We start from the raw sequence: 21,227 nt of genomic DNA, 5'->3' as shown, positions 1-21,227 counted from the left end.
CGCGCGACCGGTACCTGCTGGTCAGGTCACTGGTCGGTGAGATACCCACCGCGGGAGAAGAACTCGGCGCCGTCGTGGTCGACGCCCGCGACGCGCACCCGGGTGATCACCAGCGCGCGATTGCCGCCGCGGTGGGCCTGCGCGCCGGTCACCACCGCGCCGCCGCCCTCCTGCACGATGACCCGGCCGGGCGTGCCGCCGTAGTGCGCCTCGGACACGCGCGCCGCGAGCACCTCGACGCGTTCACCGCGGTAGTGGGTGAACGCGCGCGGGTACGGGGCGGACAACGCGCGCACGAACCGTTCGAGATCGACGGCGTCCCAGGTCCAGTCGATGCGGCTGTCGCGCTCGGAGCGCTTGTGGAAGTAGGTGCGCTCGGCCTTGTTCTGCGGCCGCCACCGGGCGTTGCCGGATTCCAGCGCGGCCAGCGCCTCATGCACGGCGCCGGGAATGAGTTCCATCCCGCGCTCGACCAGGTCGGTGCCGGTGTCGGCCGGGCCGATCGGCATCGTGCGCTGGACGAGGATGTCGCCGGTGTCGAGTCCGTCGTCCATGCGGTGCACGGTGAGTCCGGTTTCGGTGGCGCCGCTGATCAGCGCCCACAGCACCGGGGAGAATCCGGTGAACTTCGGCAGCAGCGAGTCGTGCAGGTTCAGGGTGCCGTGCGGGGGCAGGTCGTAGAGTTCGGCGGGCATCCACGTGTACCAACTGTTGACCACGATCACCTCGGGTTCGGCGCGCTTGACCAGGTCGATGGTCTGTTCGTCGGCGCGTTCGGTGAGGTGCACCGGAATGCCGTGCGCGCGGGCGAGTTCTTCGACCGAATCGGAGAAGATCCCTTTGTAGGAATGGTCGCTGGCCGGATGCGTCACGGCGAGTACGACTTCGTGGTCCGAGTCGATCAGAGCCTGGAGTGTCTTGCGCCCCCACGTCTGGAAACCGAACGACACGATACGCATTGAGAACAACCTTCCTGGCGAAATACAAAGGTTAGCCTAGCCTATTGCAGACTCATTTCGGGCGACGATCGCGCCGATACAGCACTCGAGCGCCACCCCGACGACTCGCCCAGCGTTTGCGGCAAAAGCCTTTTCACATCCAGTCGCCGAAATGCACTCCCCTGCGCCCGTTTCGATCGTGGCGACAGTTGTCGAATTTGTCCGAATTGCCCGTCTACGGCAGAATCGGGCGCGACCCGCGTACCGCGGCCGTGAATCGGCGTGTCAACTGCGCGCATACTCGGGTTTCCTGGGGGCCCCGAGGCGAAACGGGCGGCGATGACACCTACCCCGGGCAGCCGGACGACCGCGGAGGTGGCGAGGAATTCGCTCGGCACCCCCGCCTCGCGGGGCGCACCCGGGGCGCGACGTGCGGAGAGTCACGCGACCGACATCCGATCGTCCGCGTGTCGCCAAATGTGCGTGTCACCCTAACGCGGCGGCTGGCCGGCCCCCGCCCGCTCCCGCACCGCCGCCCGCGCGGGCGCGGCCGCCCCGCGCAGCACGCGGTCCGAGAGTTCGCCCAGACAGCTGAGATTCGGAAATCCCGGCCCCTGCGCGAGCCCCGCCAGATTCGGCAGGTACAGCTTCGCGTCCAACCCGGAGACCGCCAGGTCGTAGCCGATCGACGCCTCGATGCGCGCCTGATCCACCTGACCGCCCACCGCGATCTCCACCATGTCCGAGGCGTTGGCGTCGAGCAGATCCAGGAACCACAGCGGCTGACCGCCGGTCGCGTCGATCACCAGGTCGAAGGTGTGCACCTGATCCGGGCGCATCTCGTTGCGCAGCGTCAACGCGACCCCGTCGCCTTGATCGGCGACCCGAACCACCCTGCCCTGCATGTGATGTACGCGATTGTCGACCAGCAGGCTCTCCTGCACCCGCACCGAGAACACGCCGCGATCGGTGCGGCGGATGACGTCACGGCGCTCCTGGATGCTCAGCGTCGCCCACTTGATCGGATCGCTGAACAGCGAGTTCTCGAAATAGCTCTCCCCGCGGGTGTAGATCGTCGCCATCGGCGAGATCACCGAGATCGACAGCATCCCGTGCCGGATCAACTCGTCCAGCGCCGACCCCGCCGTCTCCCCGCCGCCGATGACCGCGGCCCGCGAGGAGACCGGCAGTTCCCGCTTACCCGCCAGATCCCAGAACTCCGAGACGCTCAGCACTTTCGGATGCCGAGCCAACGCCTTGGCACTGCGTCCGGGGCCGGTGATCATCAGTTCGTCGGCGGCGATCTCGATGACCGTCCCGTCGGCCGCGGTCGCGGTGACCTGCCAGCCCGACGCGCCCGCCGCCAGACCGGTGACCTCGGCGATGACCAGGTCCAACTCGATCCGATCCGCCACCCACCGAAGGTATTTCGCCCACGTCACATGCTGCGGGCTGGGCCTGCCGCGATCGATCCACTCGGCGTAGGTGCCCTGATCGACCAGGAAGGAGGTCCAACTGAAGCGCATCATCGCCTCATCGATGGCGCGGTTGTGACCGCGCGCCGAAGTGGAGTGATACGGGAAGCCGATGTCCTTCTCCGGACTCGTACCCAGACGGTGCTGCCCGTCGGTCCACCCGCCGCTGGGCAGCCAATTCCCGCCGACCGTCGAGGCTTCCACCACGATCACCCGCGGCGCGGGCAATCCCAGCTCACCGAGTACGCGCGCTTTGGCGGCCACCGCGAGGGCCTTCGGGCCCGCGCCGACTACGACAAGTGTTCCCACAAGATCTCCCACTCCCGACTCGCGTCGCATACGTGGGTCGTGCCCACATCGACCGATCCGCGCGCCTATGTTTGCATAGCCTTACCTTACAGCTAGTGCGCGTCCTCGGTCCCGACCGCCGAGAATCTCCGAACCCGCTACACCGCGGCGGCGTCCAAACGCCAACCCGCCGCCCGCGAACGCTCGTTCCAGAAATCGGCGTAGCGCCCACCGCTTTCCAGCAAATCGGCGTGCGTCCCGCGCTCCACGATCCGCCCGCCGTCGACGAACAGGATCTGATCGGCGTGGGCGATGGTCGCCAGTCGGTGCGCGACGACGATCACCGTCTTGCCCTGGGTCACTTCGTGCACGCCGCGGACCACCACCGCCTCGCTGTGCGGGTCCAGAGCGGCCGTGGCCTCGTCCAGCAGCACGATCGGCGCGTCCTTGAGCAGGGCGCGCGCGATCGAGACACGTTGCCGCTCACCGCCCGACAGCGCCGCGCCGCCCTCGCCGACCCGCGTCCGCGCGCCGTCGGGCAGACGTTGCACGATCTCGTCCACCCGCGCCGCCCGCATCGCGCGCGCGAGCTCGTCGTCGGTGGCCGCGGGCACGCCCGGGGTGACCGGCGAATCCGCCTCCGGCAGCACCGGTTCGGCCAGCAGCGCCGCCACCCGGTCGACCGCGGCCGAGGCGGCGCGCAGCCCGTTGCCCAACTGCGCGGCCTGGTCGAGCGGTTCGATGAACCGCGCGCTCACCGCGATCAGCGCGATCGCCGCGGCCGCCGAGATCGACCCGCCGGTGACCTGGCCGATCACCAGGTAGGTCAGCACCAGGAACACCGCCTGCACGGCCAGCGCGAACACGATCAACCCCGGCACGGAAGTGCCGACCATCCGCCGATACGCCGAACGCTGCCGCGCCAGCGCGGATTCCAGCGCGCGATTGCCCGCGCCCACCGCGCCGAAGGCCCGCAGCACCGGTTGCGCCTGGGCGAATTCCAGCACCCGGGTGTCGGCCTCCTCGGCCGCCGCGTGCGCCTGCTCGTCGGCCCGCTTGTAGGCGCGTCCGGCCACCCCGTTGAGCAGCAACAGGACCGGCGCGGCCAGCACCATCGCCAACGCCACCCGCCACTCGAGGAAGATCATGCCGACCGCGACGCCCAACGGCACCACGACGGCGTTGAGCAGCCGAGCCACCAGATAGGCGACCGCGCCTTGGATCTCGCGCACGTTCTCCACGGCCAACCGCGACAGCGGACCCGCGCCGTGGGTCTCGAACCACCCCAGCGGCAGCGCGTTGAGGTGGTCACCGATCCCGGTCTGCAACCCGCGCTGCATCCCGATCGCGATCCGCAGGCCCAGCAGCACCAACGTCAGCCGCCACTCGACGCTGAACAGGTAACCGAGGGTGACCAACGGCACGACCAGCGCGCCGACGAACTCCAACCGGGCGTGCGCGACCAGATAGTGCAGGGCGTCGACGTCGTCCTGGAGGTACTTCTTCACCTCGGTCGAGGTGCGGTCGCCGAACCAACCCAGCGGCACCCGGGTCAGTTTCGCGGCCAGCGCGCGCCGCACCGTCAGCTGATAGCCCGCGTCGACCAGGTGCGACCAGGTCAGCGCGCCCGCCTGGAGCAGACCGCGCACCGCGAGCACCGCGACCGCCGCCCACACCAGTCGCCACACCGCGTCGGTGTCGACCTCGGGTTCGAGCAGTTCACGGCAGGCCGCGACGATCAGGATGAACGGCGTCACCGTGCAGATCGCGGCCAGTGCCATGACGGCGCTCGCGGCGGTCAACGCCCCGCGCACCGGGGCGAGGATCTCCTTGCTCGCCAGCGTCGCGACTAGGCTCGACACATCATGAGGGCGCAGCGAACGTGAGACGCAGGCAGCAACCGCCGCTGCCCAAGCGGTTCGGCCTCGACCCCGCCCGGCTGCGACTCCCCGAGGACGGGACCTGGGCCACGATCCGCGACCATCTGGTCGAGCGACTGCCCCGCGTCGATCCGGCGCGCATCGACGAGATGTTGGCGAGCGGCGCGATCGTCGACCTCGACGGGCCGATCGCGCCGGACGCCCCCTATGTGCCCGGCGGAGCGGTCTGGTTCCACCGCGACCTGCCCGAGGAGATCGAGGTCCCCTTCGCTATCGATGTCGTGCACCGCGACGAGACCTTGCTGGTCATCGACAAACCGCACTTCCTCGCGACCATCCCGCGCGGCAGCCACATCCGCCAGACCGCGCTCGTGCGATTGCGCGAGGAACTCGACCTGCCCGATCTGATCCCGGCCCACCGCCTCGACCGCGTCACCGCCGGACTGGTGCTGTTCGTGATCGACCCCGCCCGGCGCGGCGCCTACCAGACCATGTTCCACCGGCGCGTGGTCCGCAAGGAATACGAGGCCGTCGCCCCCTACGATCCCGACCTCGCGCTGCCGCGCACGGTGCGCAGTCGCATCGTCAAGGAGAAGCAGGTGCTCGCGGCCTACGAGGTGGACGGCGAACCGAACGCCGAGACGGAGGTGGAACTGCTCGAGCACCGTGACGGACTCGGCCGCTACCGCCTGCGCCCGCACACCGGACGCACCCACCAACTGCGCCTGCACATGAACGGACTCGGCGTGCCCATCCTCGGCGACGAGTTCTATCCCGAGATCACCGACAAACCGGTGACCGATTTCACCCGGCCGCTGCAACTGCTGGCCGCCACGCTCGAATTCACCGACCCGGTGACCGGTGCGCCGCGCCGATTCCGGACGCGGCGCACGTTGCGGGCGTGGACCGACTATGCCGGGTGGGCCGGAGCGGCCGAATAGTCCCGGCGGGCGCACCTGTCAGGCGCCCGCCGACCGAGGGCCGCGCCGGTCGAACCGGGTCGGTCAGGAACCCATCCAGGCGAGCGGACCCGCACCGCAGGTGGCACTGCCGGTCAGCGTGGGTTCGGCCACATTCACCTTCTTCTCGAAGGCCAGGCCCTGCAACGCGGCGAGCGTGTGGGTGCCCGACCCGCCCGGCTTCCACTGGATCGTGGCCACGCCGTTGACCGGGGAGACCGGACTGCCCGGGATGATCAGCGCGTTGTCGTAGAACCACACCTCGAACCAGTGGTTGACCTTCGCGGTGATCTGGTAGACGCAGCCCGCTTGCAGGACGCGGCCGTCGACGGTGAGGTCCTGCACGGTCGCGCCCGCCTGGGGTGCGGCGAAGACGGCGGCGCAGGTCGCGGCGGCGGCGACGGCGAGGCCGGCGGCGAGACGGGAGGGGGTGCTCATGCGGTTCTCCTGGGTGTCCGATTCGGTGGGCGAACTGTATCGACCGTCCAGTTCATCGCGGGGCGAATTCGCGGAAAAACTGAAACATGTTTCAGTCAGATAGGCCCTACCGGCCGGGCGCGGACCGTGACACGAGTCGCCACGACACGCGCGAAGCACTTGGCAAATCCTCAGCCTTCGACCTGCTTCGAGGGTGACGACCACCTCAGCCGCCCACCTCGCGGTTATCGAATCGATACGTACACTGGGCCGGGTGCTTCTCACGGAACCGGTAGCGGAAACAACGCGACGTCACCGAATCCACGCCTACCTCGACGTGGCGGTGGTCGTGGTCGTCCTCGCCGGAACCAATCTGATCGCGCACTTCACCACCGCGTGGGCGAGCATCGTCACCGTTCCCGTCGCGGCATTGGTCCTGCTGGCGCTCGTGCGCCGCCGCGGCCTCGGCTGGGCCGAACTCGGCCTGTCACCGCGGCACTGGCGACGCGGCACGCTCTACGCACTCGCGGCCGTCGGCGTCGTGCTGACCGCCGTGGCAATCGGCGCGCTACTGCCCGTCACCCGCCCGTTCTTCCTCGCCGACCGGTACGCCACCATCTCCGGCGCGCTCATCGCCTCGATGATCGTCATCCCGTTGCAGACGGTCATCCCCGAAGAACTCGCCTTCCGCGGCGTCCTGCACGGCACCCTCGACCGCGTCTACGGCGTGCGCGGGGTGTTCGCGGCCGGGTCCCTGCTGTTCGGCCTCTGGCACGTCGCGTCCTCGCTCGGCCTCACCACCACCAATCGCGGACTCACCGGATTCCTTGGCGGCGGACTCGCGGGCCAGATCGCGGGCGTCGCGCTCGCCGTCGTCGCCACCGCCGCGGCGGGCGTCGTCTTCACCTGGCTGCGGCGGCGCAGCGGAAGCCTGCTCGCGCCGATCGCGCTGCACTGGTCGGTCAACGGGGCGGGCGCGCTGGCGGCGGCGCTGGTCTGGCACACCACCCTGGGCTGAACACCTTTCGGTCGGCGTCCTGTTCCCGCTTCGGCCTCGCGCACCCGCACTTCACCCCGGGACGCACTCGACCCGCCTCACTTGACCGGGCAGACCTTCGCGCTCACGGCAACAATCCGGCGACATCGCACAATTCGCGAACCGGGTGTGCCTCGTGCGCCGATCGCACCCAACGGACATCCGCCGATGCGACACGCACCACACAGATCACGACCGATCTCGAATCGATCACGGGGACGACGTTTTCGGTCGCATCGAATCCGGTGCGCCGAAACGTCGGAAAACACCTGCGCGAATGGCCCGACGCGCCCGAACCACGACCGTTGGCATTGACCCGAGCATCCCGGCGGATTAGTCTCACCACGTTCAAACATATGTTCGAGCACGCCAGTCGCCACCGATGAGTCGGGACGATACCCGTTTCAGGGAAGGTTCGCGATGTCCGACGACCAGTCGACCGGGAATTCCGAGATCGCCGCCCTCGCCCACCGCGTCGCCACCGCACGGGGCAAACTGCCGCTGCAACACGACGCCGCGCTCGTGGACGTCCTGTCCGAGGACGAGATCCGCGCCGAACGCGAACTGGCCGAATGGATCCGCACCCAGCGCCGCGGTCAGCGCCGCCGCGCCGTACAGGACGAACTCGCCGCCGAGAAACGCGGCCGCCGCACCACCGCCGCCATCGACCGCGCCGACGAAGCCGACGCCCGCTGGCACCGCCGCGCCCTGGCCGCCCGCCGCCGCGTCGCCAACCAGGACGCCCGCCTCGCCCAGCTCTACCGCCGCGCCGAATGGTCCTCGCGCGCACTGATCGGCGTCGTCGTCCTCGGCATGATCTGGGCCGGGGTCAACGTGCAGCACAACCTCGTCCCCAGCGGCGACATGTCCGACCCGCTCTACTGGCTCAGCTACGGCATCGAAGCCATGATCTCCATCCCCATCATCACCATCATGGTCGTCGCCACCACCGCGGCCCGCTGGGGCCGCGAGCTCCCCCGCGGCAAGGTCGTCTTCTTCGAGACCGCCCTGCTCGGCACCACCGTCGCCCTCAACACCGGCCCCCACCTCGCCGCGGGCCACTGGGGCAAAGCCGCCGAATTCGCCATCGCCCCCGTCATGGTCGGCGTCGTCATCTGGCTGCACGCCTGGGTCGCCGCCCGCTACGCCCAACTCATCGACAGCGTGCCCCTCGCCGACGAGGGCTCGGTGGTGCAGGTCCAACGCGTGGAAACCTACGACCCGGCGCGCTACGTCGACGATCCCGCGCTCGAACCGAACGATCACGGTCCCGATCGGGAAATCGACCGGACCACCGAAGATCTCACCTCGCACATCCCGATGACGCCGCTCGTCCGGCACACGTCACGCGAGGGCCACGACGCGGCACGCAACGGACACAGTGTCGCGGGGGCACGCAACGGTCACGCCGGCGGAGACGATCTCGATGGGCAGACCGGTGCCCCTTCCAACGGCCACGCGGTAGCCGAGACCCGAAACGGTCACGCCGCGAGCGATGCCCGCTACCCGCGCACGGACGGCACCGCCCCGCGCGGAACCAACGGCACGCGCAACGGCCAGTGGGTGAACGGCGCAGGCCCGCATCCCCGCAACGGATTCCCGCACAACGACTCCGAGGGGAACCACCCGTCCGCCCGCTGGCCCGAGAACCGCTCACTCGTCCCCGAACTCGTCAGCGTCGCCCGCCCGGCGGGCACCGCGCGCGCCAACGGCCGCACCGTGCGCACCCCGCACGGCCGCACCCTGCACGCCGCCGACGATTCGACCTCTCACCCTGCGGGCTCTCTCGATCACTCCCCGGTCATCCCCAACGACGGATCGCTGATCCCTTCGCATCCCGAAAACGATCAGGGCGCAGCCGCAAACCCCTCCGACCTCGACACCGCCTCGGCCGTCGACGCCCCGGCCGTCGGAAACCACGACAACCCCTTCACGCGCGCCACCGAAGCCGCCGAGCTCGATAACCTCACCCATGAGGCCCGTCGCACCGGCAACGCGGTCACGGGCGAGCAGCGTCCGACCGGCGCGACTGAATCGCACCCAACCCACGCGACGGCCGCGACTGTCCGACTCTCGGTCGAAGCAACCGGTGCCGTCGAGCCCGGCGCGGTGGGCGCGGCCGCAGACGGTGAGCCATCGTCACCTCCCGCGACCGCCACCACCGAATCGCCCGCAGGCCGCGAAACCACGACGGCCGCGCCCCACCCCACGCGTGAGCGCGTAGCGGGCGAACGACCGGTCGCACGCACGAACACTCGCGGCCCCGGCTCGGTCACCTCGCTCGCCTACGAACGCGCGGCCCGCTCGTTCGCCCGCGGCGGTCATCCCGCGGGCACGGCACTCGCCACGGCCCACCTGCCGCACCCCGAAGCCGTTCCGGCACCGCGCCTTTTCCCGGTTTCGGAACTGCCCCACCCCGCGTTCGAAGGCGGCGCCACGCCGGACCAAGAACACTCCGCATCAGCGGGCGCAGCGACGACCGACGAACTCCGCGCCTCCCTCGGATACTCCGCACTCGATATCGAGAACTTCTCCCCCACAGCGGTTCCCGACGCGGTATCGAACCGGATCGGATCGACGGTCCCGCAGCCCACAGCGGAAAGTCACACCGCCCGAATGGATGTCGCCTCGTCCGAGGTATCCCGGACGGAACAACCCCGGGCGGCCGGCACCCTCGGTCCCCGTACCGAGCGCTCGTCCGAGGTGACCGACGCCTTCGAATCCGCACCCACGGGCGCGGTCCCCGCAGCGGAGGCATCGAGCGAATCGGCAGCGCGGGAAGTCGCCGCCGATCTGCCCTTGATCCCCCTCGAGGACCTGCCCGCGTCCCCGGTCGAGCGCCGCCGCCCGCCGAAGGCCACGCGCACCGCGACGCCCGCACGCGGTGGCGAGACCGCACCCGCGCGAACTCGCGCCAAGCGCACAACCACCCCGGCGACCGAGACGGTCGTAGCCGCGCCGCGCACCGCCGAACCGCAGCCGACCACCGCGAAAACTGCTCGGCCCGAGGCGAACTCGCCCCGCCCGCCGCGCCGCACCGAATCCGTCGCCGCACCGGCCGCGAAGACCGCCGACATCAACCCCGACGACCAACTCACCCTCACCGCCGACCCGGGCCCCGAACCCCGCCACCCGCGCATCACCCTCGACGCCATCGCGGCGGCGCGCGAAGCGGTGGAGGAGATCGAGCGCGCCGAGGATCTCGACGTGGACATCGACGGTGACGGCGACGTCGAGATCTGGTCGGTGGCAAGGGCCATCACCGAGCGCGGCTACTCGCGCCTGCCGGTCGCGCAGGTCGCCGAGGTCCTCACCCTCGCCGACCAGTCATGGACTCCGCCAGGCATCGGCAACGAAGTAGGAGTGCCGACAGCGGCGGTGGCGCGGATCCTCGACTCGGTCGCCAAGGTCCGCCCCCGGCATCTCGGCTAGACCGGCTCAGTCGGTGAATCCCGCTCGCGCCAACAGGTATCCGGTCATCGGCAGATAGTGTTCGGCGGGGCGGATGCCGTCGTCGAGCGGGACCGTCACCCGGATCTTGCCTTCGACCTGGCCCGCGAACAGTGCCGGATCGTTGCAGTCGGCGAACCCGACGGTGTCGATCCCGGCCTCGCCTGCCGCACCGGCCCACCCGTGGTCGGCGATCATCAGATCCGGCCACGGCCCGTTCGTCAACTCGCGCAACATGACTCGCATCGGCCGTGGATCGTGGGTGTGCGCGGGCTCCCCTGCCGCCCCGACCAATGCCGCCACCCCGCCCTCGTACCGCAGTTCGCGATATGGCGACCCGTAATACTCCTCGGCCTCGTACGACCAACCGGCGGCGGGCGTCAACACCGTGCACCCCGCAGCCCGCAACCTGTCCTCGACCGCCCGATACACCCCCATCAACGTGGCCGGATGCCCGGTCGCCAACACCACCGTCTCCCGCCGCGCCGCCGCCTGCCCGATCCGCTCCCCCATCGCCTCGAGCGCGTCGATGGTCAATTCGGGGTCGATCGTGTCGATTCCGCGCACATGCCGCGGATCGGGATTCACCCCGCACAACCGCACCATCGTGTCGAGGATCTCCTCGAAGGTCCAGTCCTTCAACACCAACCCGAACTGGTACCGCGGATTCTTCGCCACCATCCGCCGGTAATGCTCCAGATTCCCCTCCCGAGGCGTCGCGACCTCCCCCGCGATCCCGACCCCCACCAACTGCTCCCGCAGCCCATCCCGCTCGATCCGCACGTAACCCACTACGAAACCTCCCGCGTCACAGGCCCACGATCACCCACTCCAGCAAACCAGACCCACCCCCGAACCGCCCCCCGAGCAGAGCCTCAGCGCCTGCCACGGATGTCCTGCTTGCTGATCGAGCCCCCGAGATCGAAAGTCTGATCATCGGTCAGCAGCGGTTCCGGCCAGGTCCGGTTCCGCGCCAGATACTGCTTGAAGGCGTCGCGAAGGACCTCGTTCTTCGACCGCCCCTCGGCGTCGGCCTGCATATCGAGCGCGGACTCTTCATCCTCGGGAAATCTCACTGTCCAAGCCACGCCTCGATGATTCCAGAATTGCCACCACGACCCATCGGTGATCGCTCTCTATCCGCACGGTATCGACGTCGATGAGTTATGCAGCGAGTTCGAATGGACGAAGGCCCGGTACCGATGGGGTACCGGGCCTTCGGGCACGACCTGGGTGGGCCTACTTGGCGCGCTCCAGGACCTCCACCAGCCGCCAGCGCTTGGTGGCGGACAGGGGGCGGGTCTCCATGAGCTGAACGCGGTCGCCGATGCCGGCGATCTCGTTCTCGTCGTGGGCCTTGACCTTGGAGGTGGTGCGGATGATCTTGCCGTAGAGCGGGTGCCGGTGACGGTCTTCCAGCTCGACGACGATCGTCTTGTTCATCTTGTCGGAGACGACGTAGCCGCTACGGACCTTGCGGCTGCCACGCTCCTCTTTCGTCTTGTCACTCACGCGGCGTCTCCCTTGCCAGCAGGTGCGGTGGCCAGGCCGAGCTCGCGCTCGCGCATGACCGTGTAGATGCGCGCGATCTCGTGGCGGACGACGCGCAGCCGACGGTTGTTGTCGAGCTGGCCCGTGGCCATCTGGAAGCGCAGGTTGAACAGCTCTTCCTTCGACTCACGCAGGCGGGAGACGAGTTCGTCTTCGGTGAGCTCGCGGAGCTCTGCGGCCGGTGTTCCGGTAGCCATCAGAACTGCTCCTCCCTGGTCACGATCCTGCACTTCATCGGGAGCTTGTGCATCGCGCGGCGCAGGGCCTCACGAGCGGTCTCCTCGTTGGGGTAGCTCATCTCGAACATCACCCGACCGGGCTTGACGTTCGCGACCCACCACTCGGGCGAACCCTTACCGGAACCCATGCGGGTCTCGGCGGGCTTCTTGGTGAGCGGGCGATCCGGGTAGATGTTGATCCAGATCTTGCCGCCACGCTTGATGTGGCGGGTCATCGCGATACGCGCCGACTCGATCTGCCGGTTGGTCACGTACGCCGGCTCCAGCGCCTGGATGCCGAACTCGCCGAACGCCACCGAGGTGCCGCCCTTGGCCATGCCGGAACGGCCGGGGTGATGCTGCTTGCGGTGCTTGACCTTGCGAGGCATCAGCATTGCGTCAGCCCTCCTGTGTCTCTGCCGGTGCGTCCGCCACAGCGGTGGCGGCGCGCCCGGCCTCGGTGCTGGTCGCCGTGGTGCCGGCGGAACCGGACCGACGCGGGCGGCTCGGACGCTCCCGGCGCGGACGATCGCGATCGCCGCCGGAGGGAGCGCTGGCGGCGGTCAGCTCACGCTTGCCGCCGACGATGTCGCCCTTGTAGATCCAGACCTTCACGCCGATGCGACCGAAGGTGGTCTTGGCCTCGTAGAGGCCGTAATCGATGTCCGCGCGCAGCGTGTGCAGCGGCACACGACCTTCGCGGTAGAACTCCGAGCGCGACATCTCCGCACCGCCGAGGCGGCCCGAGCACTGCACACGGATGCCCTTGACGTTCGGCGAACGCATGGCCGACTGGATGGCCTTGCGCATCGCGCGACGGAACGCCACACGGTTGGACAGCTGCTCGGCCACACCCTGGGCGACGAGCTGGGCATCGGATTCGGGGTTCTTGACCTCGAGGATGTTCAGCTGCACCTGCTTGCCGGTGAGCTTCTCCAGCTCGGCGCGGATGCGGTCGGCCTCGGCGCCGCGACGGCCGATCACGATGCCCGGACGAGCGGTGTGGATGTCCACCCGCACGCGGTCACGGGTGCGCTCGATCTCGACCTTCGAGATGCCCGCCCGCTCCATGCCGGTGGCGAGGAGCTTGCGAATGGCGACATCTTCCTTGACGTAGTCCGCGTACTGCTTGTCCGCGTACCAACGCGACTTCCAGTCGGTGGTGATACCGAGGCGGAAGCCGTGGGGGTTGATTTTCTGTCCCATTTACTTTGCCCCTCCCTTCCGGCGGTTACGAGTGGATCCACCGGCGGTGGGAACGCTCTCGACCTCGATGGTGATGTGGCTGGTGCGCTTGCGGATCCGGAACGCGCGGCCCTGGGCGCGCGGCTGGAAACGCTTCATGGTCGCACCCTCGTCGACGTAGGCCGTCGAGATGACCAGGGTGGCCGGGTTGAGGCCGAGGTTGTTCTCGGCGTTCGCCGCGGCGCTGGCCACGACCTTGGCGACCGGCTCGCTCGCGGCCTGGGGCGCGAACTTCAGGATCGCCAGGGCATCCTCGACGCGCTTGCCGCGGACCAGGTCCACGACGCGACGCGCCTTCATCGGGGTCACACGAACGTGCTTCGCGGTCGCGCGCGCCGTCGGGTTGGGGGCGCTCAGCAGTGCTTGATCGCTCTTCGCTTCGCTCATCGCCGCTTGCTCTTCCGATCGTCCTTGACATGGCTCTTGAACGTGCGGGTGGGCGCGAACTCACCCAGCTTGTGCCCGACCATGTTGTCCGAGACGAACACCGGAACGTGCTTGCGACCGTCGTGGACGGCGAAGGTGTGTCCGATGAAATCGGGGATGATGGTCGAACGGCGGGACCAGGTCTTGATGACCTGCTTGGTGCCCTTCTCGTTCTGGACGTCCACCTTCGCGAGGAGGTGGTCGTCGACGAACGGGCCCTTCTTGAGGCTGCGTGGCATTTGTTACCTCCTCCTTCAGCGCTTCTTGCCGGTCTTGCGACGGCGGACGATGAGCTTGTCGCTCGGGCGGTTGGGTTTGCGGGTGCGGCCTTCCGGCTGCCCCCACGGCGAGACCGGGTGGCGACCACCGGAGGTCTTGCCCTCACCACCGCCGTGCGGGTGGTCGACAGGGTTCATGACGACACCGCGGACGGTGGGCCTGCGGCCCTTCCAGCGCATACGGCCGGCCTTGCCCCAGTTGATGTTCGACTGCTCGGCGTTGCCGACCTCGCCGACGGTGGCGCGGCAGCGCACGTCGACGCGACGGATCTCACCGGAGGGCAGACGCAGGGTCGCGTACGGCCCTTCCTTGCCCAGCAGCTGGATGCTGTTACCCGCGGAACGGGCCAGCTTGGCGCCGCCGCCGGGACGCAGTTCCACCGCGTGGATGGTCGTACCGGTGGGGATGTTGCGCAGCGGCAGGTTGTTGCCCGGCTTGATGTCGGCCGTGGGGCCGGACTCGATCGGGGTGCCCTGCGTCACGCCCTTGGGGGCGATGATGTAGCGCTTCTCGCCGTCCACGAAGTGCAGCAGCGCGATGTTGGCGGTGCGGTTCGGGTCGTACTCGATGTGCGCGACCTTGGCCGGGATGCCGTCCTTGTCCAGTCGACGGAAGTCGATCAGACGGTAGGCACGCTTGTGGCCGCCGCCGCGGTGACGGGTGGTGATCCGTCCGTGCGCGTTGCGGCCGCCGCTCTTGGTCAGCGGGCGCAGCAGCGACTTCTCGGGAGTCGACCGGGTGATCTCGGCGAAGTCCGAGACGGAGGACCCGCGCCTACCCGGGGTTGTCGGCTTGTACTTACGAATTGCCATGAGTTCTTCTCTGCTTTCTGGACTCCCGTCCGCTTACGCGACCGGGCCTCCGAAGATCTCGATGGGCTTGCTGTCGGCCGAGATGGTCACGAGCGCACGCTTGGTGTCCTTGCGCTTGCCGTAACCGAAGCGGGTCCGCTTGCGCTTGCCCTGACGGTTGGCGGTGTTGACGCTGGTCACCTTCACACCGAAAACCTTCTCGACGGCGATCTTGATCTGCGTCTTGTTGGAGTCCGGGTGCACGATGAAGGTGTAGGTGCCCTCTTCGATGAGTCCGTAGGACTTCTCCGAGATGACCGGCGCCAGCAGGATGTCGCGGGGGTCGGCGATGGTGGTCACTTGCTCTCCTCCTGGGCCGCTTCCGCCGGACCGTGGACGAAAGCGTTGAGCGCCTCCACGCTGAACACCACGTCGTCGCTGTTGAGCACGTCGTAGGTGTTGAGCTGATCCGGTGCGATCGGCAGCACGTTCTGCAGGTTCGCCACGCTCTTCCAGGCGGCGAGATCCTCGCGACCGACGACGACCAGGAACTTCTTGCGGTCCGAGAGCTCGGCCAGGAAGGACTTGGCGGTCTTGGTCGACGGGGTCTGCCCGGCCACCAGTTCGGTGACGACGTGGATGCGTTCGTTGCGCGCCCGGTCGGAGAGGGCTCCGCGCAGGGCGGCGGCCTTCATCTTCTTGGGGGTGCGCTGGCTGTAGTCACGCGGCTGCGGGCCGTGGACGGTGCCACCACCGGCGAACTGCGGCGCGCGGGTCGAGCCCTGGCGGGCGCGGCCGGTGCCCTTCTGGCGGTACGGCTTCTTGCCGCCGCCGGAAACCTGTCCGCGGGTCTTGGTCGCGTGGGTGCCCTGACGGGCCGCGGCCAGCTGGGCCACCACGACCTGGTGCAGCAGGGCGATGTTGGCGGGCACGTCGAAGATCTCGGCGGGGAGGTCGACGGTGCCGTTGGTCTTGCCGCCGATCTCCTTGACCGGAAGGGTCAGGTTCGCGGCTTTCTTCTGAGTATCCACGCTCATGCGTGCGCACCACCCTTCACGGCGCTCTTGACGATCACGACGCCGCCGCGGCGACCCGGGATCGCTCCCTTGATCAGCAGCAGGCCGTTCTCGGCGTCCACCTTGTGAACCGAGAGGTTCTGGGTGGTCACGCGGTCGTTGCCCATCCGGCCCGACATGCGCATGCCCTTGAACACGCGACCGGGGGTGGCGCAGCCACCGATGGAGCCCGGGCGGCGGTGCACGGCCTGCGCGCCGTGCGAGGCGCCCTGGCCGCGGAAGCCGTGGCGCTTCATGGTGCCGGCGAAGCCCTTGCCCTTGCTGGTGCCGGTGACGTCGACGTAGGAGCCCTCTTCGAAGACGTCGGCGGAGATCTCCTGGCCGACCTCGAAGGTGGACGCGTCGGCGACGCGGATCTCGACCACGTGACGGCGCGGGGTGACGCCGGCCTTGGCGAACTGGCCGGAGACCGGCTTGTTGACCTTGCGCGGGTCGATGGCGCCGAAGGCGACCTGCACGGCGCTGTAGCCGTCGGTCTCCAGGGTGCGGATCTGGGTGACGACGTTCGGGCCCGCCTTGATGACGGTGACCGGAACAACGCGGTTCTTGTCGTCGAAGACCTGGGTCATTCCGAGCTTGGTGCCCAGGATGCCGGCCGCGGGCCGGTTCTTTCGGTCGATGCTGTCAGTCATTCGAATTCCTACCGCCGTCACTGAATGTTGACGTCGACACTGGCCGGCAGGTCGATGCGCATGAGCGCGTCGACCGTCTTCGGCGTCGGGTCGAGGATGTCGATCAGCCGCTTGTGGGTGCGCATCTCGAAGTGCTCGCGCGAGTCCTTGTACTTGTGCGGCGAACGGATGACGCAGTACACGTTCTTCTCGGTGGGCAACGGCACCGGGCCGACCACACGGGCTCCCGTACGGGTCACCGTCTCGACGATCTTGCGCGCGGACGCGTCGATCGCCTCGTGGTCGTAGGCCTTCAGCCTGATGCGGATCTTTTGTCCCGCCACGCTAAGTGTCCTTTTCTCCGCTTACGTTCGTGATCCGGTCGCCGAAGCGGCCGAACCACCCTCATTTGCACAGCCCGAACACACGGTGTGGAGATCCTCAGTGAGACCTCGACCGGGCGCGCCCGATCCTCGCCGCTGTTCATCTGTCATGGTTCTCCGGCACACGCGGTCGGGCGTGTCGCCCTGCCGCTCATTCCTGTGCCCGGATCGAAGACTTCACCTCGGGCCTGGAACTTCTGTCCCGGACGTACCCGCGCTGATCACCAGCGGAGTACAGAAGGGGTACTGCTAAGCCTTGTCCGACCGAGACCGATTCACGAGGAATGGGCATGGCCCTGTTCAAGGCAACCCGAACAGTATGCCCGATGCCCGTTCGACATCTCAAATCCACCCCCCACTAGCGCTCGATGCGCCGCTCAGCGGCGGTTTTCCCGGGCGCGCCCCTAACCCTTCGCGCGCCTTCCTCACCGTTGGCGCCATCCCCTGGCAGCGCACGTCCTCGCCGCGAGCAGTGCACCCTGTCGCCGCCCCGGCGGCAGAACGCCAGGTGACCCGTCACGCCCGGCGACCCATCGGCCGCCGGGCGTCCGGGCGCACGACTCAGAGGAACTGCACGATCAGGAAGTTCCTGTTCTCCTGACCGGGCCAGATGTTGCCGTCGTAGAGGCGGACGGGATCGACGATGCCGAAGCTGACCGTGCCGCCGTTGACCGCGGCCTCGCGCACCACGTCGGAGAAGTCGGCGGCGGTGTAGCGAGGGTCGGCCGCACCCGCGTCGAGGCGGGAAGCCGGGTCGGTGTCGTAGAGGCCGTGCTGCGCCCACAGCGGATCGAGCAGGCCCGGGATGGGACTGTTGTTCAGCGCGACGGTCTCCTGATGGGAGAGGTCGAGCGCGCCGTAGATCCCGACACCGGGATCGAATTCGGTGACGACCGCGCCCGCGTTGCCCGCCGCGGCGGCGCCGAGGGCGGCCATGCCGATCGCGGTTCCCACGGTGGCCACGGCCTTGCGAATACCCATGATCTTCAAATCTCCGAAATCCCCTGTGGCCGACGGGAATGGCGTCGACTCCCAGTCGCGCCGAACCGGCACAACGCTGCAAATTACCAAAATTCGGACAGGCGGGCATCTCGAACGGCGCATTGTTCCGCGACCACCGGAGACAGCTATCTTACCGAGGAGTAAGATAGCGGTATGACGAAAGACACCGCGACCTACCGCGGCTGGAAGAAGTTGCCCGACAACCGACTCGGGCACGCGCTGTTCTCCCTCGGCATGGTCGCCCGAGTCCCGTATTTCGGCACCGTGCTGCCCAACGTCGTGCGGCTCGAACCCGGCCTGTGCGAAGTGACCGCGCCGAAATGGTTCGGCATCCACAATCACCTCGGCACCTACCACGCGATCGCCGCCTGCAATCTGGCCGAAGTGGCGATGGGAATGCTCAGCGAGGCCACCGTGCCGTCCACGCATCGCTGGATTCCGAAAGCGATGAACGTGCGGTACCTGGCGAAGGCGGAAACCGGATTGCGCGCCGTCGCGAAACTCCCGGAGATTCCGGATTTCGCCGCCGTCACCGAAGGCGTCGAACTCGTCGTGCCCGTCGCCATCTTCGACAAACACGGCCTCGAAGTGGTGCACGCCGACATCACCACCTGGGTGACACCGAAATAGCGGAAAACGATCCGAGCGAGCACAACCGTTCCCGCGACGCGCGCCCGCGCCTACCGTCGCCGGAGTCACACCCCTTCGCTCGATGAGTATCGCGATGAGTTCCGTCTCCCCAGTCATCTCCGCCGCCGACCTGCTCACCGCCCGCGCCGCGGGCGCCGAGATCGTCGTCCTCGAGGTGCGCCGCGACCGGACGGACCTCCCCGCGGGAGCCGCCCTCACCGACCCCGCACCCGCCGGTCACCTCCCCGGCGCGCACGCGGCGGACTTCACCGACTTCGTCGGCGCGCGCACCCGCGACTCCGGCAACGGCCCCCTCCCCAGCCACGACCAAGTCGCGGACCTGGTCCGCCGCTGGGGAATCCACGACGGCTCGCTCGTCGTCGTCTACAGCCCCGACGCCCCGTCCAGCGCGACCCGCGCGTGGTGGGTCCTGCGGTGGGCGGGCCTCGCCGACGTCCGCTACCTCGACGGCGGCGTCGCGGCCTGGGTCTCCGCAGGCGGCGAACTCACCGACACCAGACCGGCCGAAGGCGGCGGCACCGCCCGGATCTCCCTCGGCGCACTCCCCACCCTCGACGCCGAATCCGCCGCCGCCCTCGCCCGTTCCGGCCACCTGCTCGACGCCCGAGGGTCCGCCGCCTACGCCGGGTCCGCCGACGACCCGACCAGCGGACATATCCCCGGCGCGCACAGCCTCCCCGGTTCGGCGAACCTCCGCGAGGCGTACCTGCTGGACGAGTCCGCCCTGCGCGAGCGATACGCGTCCCACCTCGACGGCGAGGTCGGCTCCTACTGCGGTGGTGGTGTGGCGGCGACTGTGAACGTGCTCGCCCTGGCCACAATCGGCGTGCGGGCGTCGCTGTATCCCGGATCTTGGTCTCAGTGGGTCACCGATCCCGACCGTCCGGTTGCCCAGGGTGCCGAACGCGGCTGAATCAGGGGCCGAGGCTGTTTCAGAGCCCACCCATTCTGCGATCGCACGCTGAGAGCCCAATACTATGACGTGAAGCGCAACCGCAAACAGCTGAGATCGGTGGTGGGTGAGATGCAGGTGACCGCCATCGCGCACCGCAGTGGGGACTGCTGGGCAGTCGAGGTCCCCGAAGTCGATGGAGCCTTCACCCAGGCCAAACGGTTGGATCAGATCCCGGCAATGGTGTCCGACGCCGTCTCGCTGCTCGAGGATGTTCCGGCCGAGCAGGTCGAGGTCACCGTGGTCCCCGACATCGGAGACCCGGAGTTGCTGGCGACTGCCGAGCACGCGCGGGCTCAGGTCGCCGCCGCGCAGGCTGTTCAAGCCGCCGCCGCCACCGCCTCTCGCGATGTGGTCAAGAAGTTGCGCGACAGAGGGCTACCGGTACGCGACGTCGCCGTGATCCTGAAGATGAGCGCGCAGCGTGTCTCGCAACTCGCCGGCGGTTCAGTCCCTCACAGTCCGGAGAAGGCCGACTCCAGCGGCGAGGTGAAAACCGATCGCGCAACGAAGAGTGGTAGCGCCGCGAAGACCGTGCGCGACACCAAGCCCCCGCGCGCGGCGAAGAAGAGCAATGCCGTGAAGGCCGCACGGCGGGCGCAGACTGGCCGTACGGTGAGAACCGCTTAGAACACTCTCGAGCCGTGCTCGGCCATGCTCGATGTGAGTCCGTCCGCCTGCCAGGTCGTCTACCTCAGGCGGACTCCATCCCCCGTCCGACTGGTGGACATCGTCCCCACGACAAGCGCACTGTCCGCCCTGGCAGCGGTGCGCCGTTCGATGTGCGGTGCCAGCCCATTCGGCGAAGCCGAGGATCCGGATCGACCTCACCGTTCGAGGCCGGCGCTGACCACAACCTCGAACACCTCCCGTAGGTCGCATCGCCGTCCGACCAGCCTCACGAAGCAGTCTGCCTATTCGACAAACGTGTTCGTAAACCGGCTACAAGCCCGCTTGTTTTCGAACGGGTTTCCGAACACCCGCTCCTGCGAGTCCGTCTCCGGGGGGCGGGGTGGGGTGCGGTGTTCGGGAAACGAACGATTTCCGAACGGGTTGGGTGAGGTCGCACGGAACCTACTCGCGAAGCTCGACCGCTCACCGAGTATGAACAGCGCCGAATTCAGTGAGCGCCGTCAGCGGCAGCAGCGAGGTTCGGATGGTTCAGCCTGTGGCGTTTTCGGCGAAGTGGGGGTGCGCTCGGATCACGATCCGGTTCTCGTCCGTGATGGGGACGATGCGGGCATATCGGCTGGCGCGGGCGTAAGCGCTGCCCGCAACGGCGATCGCGCCCGGGAACCAGATCGGGATGAAAATCAGTGCGAGCATCGGCGATTGTGGCGGGGTGAGGATCTGCAGGTATCCCCCGACCAACAGAACCAGTACCGGGACGAGTCCGGCCAGGACGAGACCGACGGCGAGTAGGTGCAGGTATCGACGCTGTCTCGTACAGCGGGCACAGACCGGCCACCGCGCGAACAGTTCGATGGTGGTGGCGGGCGGAGTCCGGGACAGTCGCCGTAGCCACCACCGGAATGTCGAACTGAAGGTGCTCTGCACGTGCACCTGCCCGGACCGATGGAACCGCACCGACCCGGGTCG

Annotated in this window: 25 protein-coding genes; 6 read left to right on the top strand and 19 right to left on the bottom strand. The window is 68.5% G+C overall.

The annotated features are described in order from the left end of the window. Positions 1-26 precede the first annotated feature (26 nt). The 3 genes from ON30_RS04400 to ON30_RS04390 form a co-directional block, all read right to left on the bottom strand. Positions 27-959, bottom strand: coding sequence for a methionyl-tRNA formyltransferase (locus ON30_RS04400; protein ID WP_040704384.1), 933 nt, complete (start codon positions 957-959; stop codon positions 27-29). 470 nt (positions 960-1,429) lie between these two features. After that, entirely contained in the window at positions 1,430-2,722 is a 1,293-nt protein-coding gene (locus tag ON30_RS04395; RefSeq protein ID WP_040704383.1) for a SidA/IucD/PvdA family monooxygenase, read from the bottom strand. A gap of 137 nt (positions 2,723-2,859) precedes the next feature. Then, positions 2,860-4,563 carry an ABC transporter ATP-binding protein gene (locus tag ON30_RS04390; protein ID WP_051028925.1) on the bottom strand — a complete coding sequence of 568 codons (1,704 nt, stop codon included), beginning with the start codon at positions 4,561-4,563 and terminating at the stop codon, positions 2,860-2,862. 20 nt (positions 4,564-4,583) lie between these two features. On the opposite strand from ON30_RS04390, the gene ON30_RS04385 reads away from it, so the two are divergent. Then, positions 4,584-5,522: an RluA family pseudouridine synthase gene (locus ON30_RS04385; protein WP_040704381.1), complete on the top strand. Its 939-nt coding sequence runs from the start codon at positions 4,584-4,586 to the stop codon at positions 5,520-5,522. Between the two features lie 63 nt (positions 5,523-5,585). Here the strand turns inward: ON30_RS04385 and ON30_RS04380 are convergent, their stop codons facing one another. Next, the gene (locus ON30_RS04380) at positions 5,586-5,978 is read right to left on the bottom strand and encodes a hypothetical protein (protein WP_040704379.1); all 393 of its coding nucleotides are present in this window, start codon (positions 5,976-5,978) and stop codon (positions 5,586-5,588) included. A 253-nt stretch (positions 5,979-6,231) separates the two neighbouring features. On the opposite strand from ON30_RS04380, the gene ON30_RS04375 reads away from it, so the two are divergent. Continuing rightward, positions 6,232-6,975: a CPBP family intramembrane glutamic endopeptidase gene (locus ON30_RS04375; protein ID WP_040704378.1), complete on the top strand. Its 744-nt coding sequence runs from the start codon at positions 6,232-6,234 to the stop codon at positions 6,973-6,975. Positions 6,976-7,413: 438 nt separating this feature from the next. Continuing rightward, positions 7,414-10,425 (top strand): hypothetical protein, encoded by a 3,012-nt coding sequence (locus tag ON30_RS35880; RefSeq protein WP_051028924.1) that lies wholly within the window; start codon positions 7,414-7,416, stop codon positions 10,423-10,425. Between the two features lie 6 nt (positions 10,426-10,431). On the opposite strand, the gene ON30_RS04365 is transcribed toward ON30_RS35880, so the two are convergent. From ON30_RS04365 to ON30_RS04305, 14 genes are all read right to left on the bottom strand, one after another. Then, on the bottom strand, positions 10,432-11,235 hold the full coding sequence (locus ON30_RS04365) for a phosphatase (protein ID WP_218006235.1): 804 nt from the start codon (positions 11,233-11,235) through the stop codon (positions 10,432-10,434). Positions 11,236-11,318: 83 nt separating this feature from the next. Further along, a complete protein-coding gene (locus ON30_RS37135) occupies positions 11,319-11,531 on the bottom strand; it encodes a ribbon-helix-helix protein, CopG family (protein WP_169334874.1) in 213 nt (70 codons plus the stop codon). 151 nt (positions 11,532-11,682) lie between these two features. Then, on the bottom strand, positions 11,683-11,955 hold the full coding sequence (rpsQ, locus tag ON30_RS04360) for a 30S ribosomal protein S17 (protein ID WP_040704377.1): 273 nt from the start codon (positions 11,953-11,955) through the stop codon (positions 11,683-11,685). Continuing rightward, on the bottom strand, positions 11,952-12,191 hold the full coding sequence (gene rpmC / locus ON30_RS04355) for a 50S ribosomal protein L29 (protein ID WP_040704376.1): 240 nt from the start codon (positions 12,189-12,191) through the stop codon (positions 11,952-11,954). The genes rpsQ and rpmC overlap by 4 nt, the downstream gene beginning before the upstream one ends. After that, positions 12,191-12,607: a 50S ribosomal protein L16 gene (gene rplP, locus ON30_RS04350; protein ID WP_040704375.1), complete on the bottom strand. Its 417-nt coding sequence runs from the start codon at positions 12,605-12,607 to the stop codon at positions 12,191-12,193. The genes rpmC and rplP overlap by 1 nt, the downstream gene beginning before the upstream one ends. A gap of 4 nt (positions 12,608-12,611) precedes the next feature. Continuing rightward, entirely contained in the window at positions 12,612-13,418 is an 807-nt protein-coding gene (gene rpsC, locus ON30_RS04345; RefSeq protein WP_040704374.1) for a 30S ribosomal protein S3, read from the bottom strand. Continuing rightward, positions 13,419-13,844, bottom strand: a complete 426-nt coding sequence (rplV, locus tag ON30_RS04340) for a 50S ribosomal protein L22 (protein ID WP_051028923.1) — start codon at positions 13,842-13,844, stop codon at positions 13,419-13,421. Next, positions 13,841-14,122 carry a 30S ribosomal protein S19 gene (gene rpsS, locus ON30_RS04335; RefSeq protein ID WP_019045020.1) on the bottom strand — a complete coding sequence of 94 codons (282 nt, stop codon included), beginning with the start codon at positions 14,120-14,122 and terminating at the stop codon, positions 13,841-13,843. Before rpsS ends, rplV begins: the two co-directional genes overlap by 4 nt. A gap of 15 nt (positions 14,123-14,137) precedes the next feature. Further along, entirely contained in the window at positions 14,138-14,974 is an 837-nt protein-coding gene (rplB, locus tag ON30_RS04330; RefSeq protein ID WP_040704372.1) for a 50S ribosomal protein L2, read from the bottom strand. A gap of 33 nt (positions 14,975-15,007) precedes the next feature. Then, entirely contained in the window at positions 15,008-15,313 is a 306-nt protein-coding gene (rplW, locus tag ON30_RS04325) for a 50S ribosomal protein L23 (protein ID WP_040686547.1), read from the bottom strand. After that, positions 15,310-15,990, bottom strand: a complete 681-nt coding sequence (gene rplD, locus ON30_RS04320; protein ID WP_085999264.1) for a 50S ribosomal protein L4 — start codon at positions 15,988-15,990, stop codon at positions 15,310-15,312. Before rplD ends, rplW begins: the two co-directional genes overlap by 4 nt. Beyond that, positions 15,987-16,661, bottom strand: coding sequence for a 50S ribosomal protein L3 (gene rplC, locus ON30_RS04315; protein ID WP_040704370.1), 675 nt, complete (start codon positions 16,659-16,661; stop codon positions 15,987-15,989). The genes rplD and rplC overlap by 4 nt, the downstream gene beginning before the upstream one ends. A gap of 17 nt (positions 16,662-16,678) precedes the next feature. Beyond that, positions 16,679-16,984: a 30S ribosomal protein S10 gene (rpsJ, locus tag ON30_RS04310; protein ID WP_003938093.1), complete on the bottom strand. Its 306-nt coding sequence runs from the start codon at positions 16,982-16,984 to the stop codon at positions 16,679-16,681. 600 nt (positions 16,985-17,584) lie between these two features. Next, on the bottom strand, positions 17,585-18,004 hold the full coding sequence (locus ON30_RS04305; protein ID WP_157183607.1) for a hypothetical protein: 420 nt from the start codon (positions 18,002-18,004) through the stop codon (positions 17,585-17,587). Between the two features lie 174 nt (positions 18,005-18,178). Here ON30_RS04305 and ON30_RS04300 point away from each other — a divergent pair, with 174 nt between their 5' ends. The 3 genes from ON30_RS04300 to ON30_RS41990 all read left to right on the top strand — a co-directional run bounded on the left by ON30_RS04300 (position 18,179) and on the right by ON30_RS41990 (position 20,258). After that, positions 18,179-18,655, top strand: a complete 477-nt coding sequence (locus ON30_RS04300; protein WP_040704366.1) for a hotdog fold domain-containing protein — start codon at positions 18,179-18,181, stop codon at positions 18,653-18,655. Positions 18,656-18,749: 94 nt separating this feature from the next. Then, entirely contained in the window at positions 18,750-19,589 is an 840-nt protein-coding gene (locus tag ON30_RS04295) for a sulfurtransferase (protein ID WP_040704365.1), read from the top strand. A 69-nt stretch (positions 19,590-19,658) separates the two neighbouring features. Beyond that, positions 19,659-20,258, top strand: coding sequence for a hypothetical protein (locus ON30_RS41990; protein WP_063719820.1), 600 nt, complete (start codon positions 19,659-19,661; stop codon positions 20,256-20,258). Positions 20,259-20,789: 531 nt separating this feature from the next. Here ON30_RS41990 and ON30_RS38795 read toward each other — a convergent pair. Continuing rightward, on the bottom strand, positions 20,790-20,954 hold the full coding sequence (locus tag ON30_RS38795) for a hypothetical protein (protein ID WP_157183606.1): 165 nt from the start codon (positions 20,952-20,954) through the stop codon (positions 20,790-20,792). Positions 20,955-21,227: the final 273 nt, after the last annotated feature.

The sequence above is a fragment of the Nocardia takedensis NBRC 100417 genome (assembly GCF_000308695.1).
GTDB classification, from domain to species: Bacteria; Actinomycetota; Actinomycetes; order Mycobacteriales; family Mycobacteriaceae; genus Nocardia; species Nocardia takedensis.
The sequence above is the reverse complement of the archived record's forward strand: the minus strand, read 5'-3'. Positions and strand labels throughout refer to the sequence as shown.

Excerpts from the sequence above, each read along its gene's own strand:
- rplD (WP_085999264.1), bottom strand. The coding sequence starts at position 15,990 with ATGAGCGTGGATACTCAGAAGAAAGCCGCGAACCTGACCCTTCCGGTC.
- rplV (WP_051028923.1), bottom strand. The coding sequence starts at position 13,844 with ATGAGCGAAGCGAAGAGCGATCAAGCACTGCTGAGCGCCCCCAACCCG.
- rpmC (WP_040704376.1), bottom strand. The coding sequence starts at position 12,191 with ATGGCTACCGGAACACCGGCCGCAGAGCTCCGCGAGCTCACCGAAGAC.
- rplB (WP_040704372.1), bottom strand. The coding sequence starts at position 14,974 with ATGGCAATTCGTAAGTACAAGCCGACAACCCCGGGTAGGCGCGGGTCC.
- ON30_RS04295 (WP_040704365.1), top strand. The coding sequence starts at position 18,750 with ATGAGTTCCGTCTCCCCAGTCATCTCCGCCGCCGACCTGCTCACCGCC.
- ON30_RS38795 (WP_157183606.1), bottom strand. The coding sequence starts at position 20,954 with ATGCTCGCACTGATTTTCATCCCGATCTGGTTCCCGGGCGCGATCGCC.
- ON30_RS04305 (WP_157183607.1), bottom strand. The coding sequence starts at position 18,004 with ATGGGTATTCGCAAGGCCGTGGCCACCGTGGGAACCGCGATCGGCATG.
- ON30_RS35880 (WP_051028924.1), top strand. The coding sequence starts at position 7,414 with ATGTCCGACGACCAGTCGACCGGGAATTCCGAGATCGCCGCCCTCGCC.
- rpsC (WP_040704374.1), bottom strand. The coding sequence starts at position 13,418 with ATGGGACAGAAAATCAACCCCCACGGCTTCCGCCTCGGTATCACCACC.
- ON30_RS04380 (WP_040704379.1), bottom strand. The coding sequence starts at position 5,978 with ATGAGCACCCCCTCCCGTCTCGCCGCCGGCCTCGCCGTCGCCGCCGCC.
- ON30_RS04400 (WP_040704384.1), bottom strand. The coding sequence starts at position 959 with ATGCGTATCGTGTCGTTCGGTTTCCAGACGTGGGGGCGCAAGACACTC.
- rplC (WP_040704370.1), bottom strand. The coding sequence starts at position 16,661 with ATGACTGACAGCATCGACCGAAAGAACCGGCCCGCGGCCGGCATCCTG.
- ON30_RS04300 (WP_040704366.1), top strand. The coding sequence starts at position 18,179 with ATGACGAAAGACACCGCGACCTACCGCGGCTGGAAGAAGTTGCCCGAC.
- rplP (WP_040704375.1), bottom strand. The coding sequence starts at position 12,607 with ATGCTGATGCCTCGCAAGGTCAAGCACCGCAAGCAGCATCACCCCGGC.
- rpsS (WP_019045020.1), bottom strand. The coding sequence starts at position 14,122 with ATGCCACGCAGCCTCAAGAAGGGCCCGTTCGTCGACGACCACCTCCTC.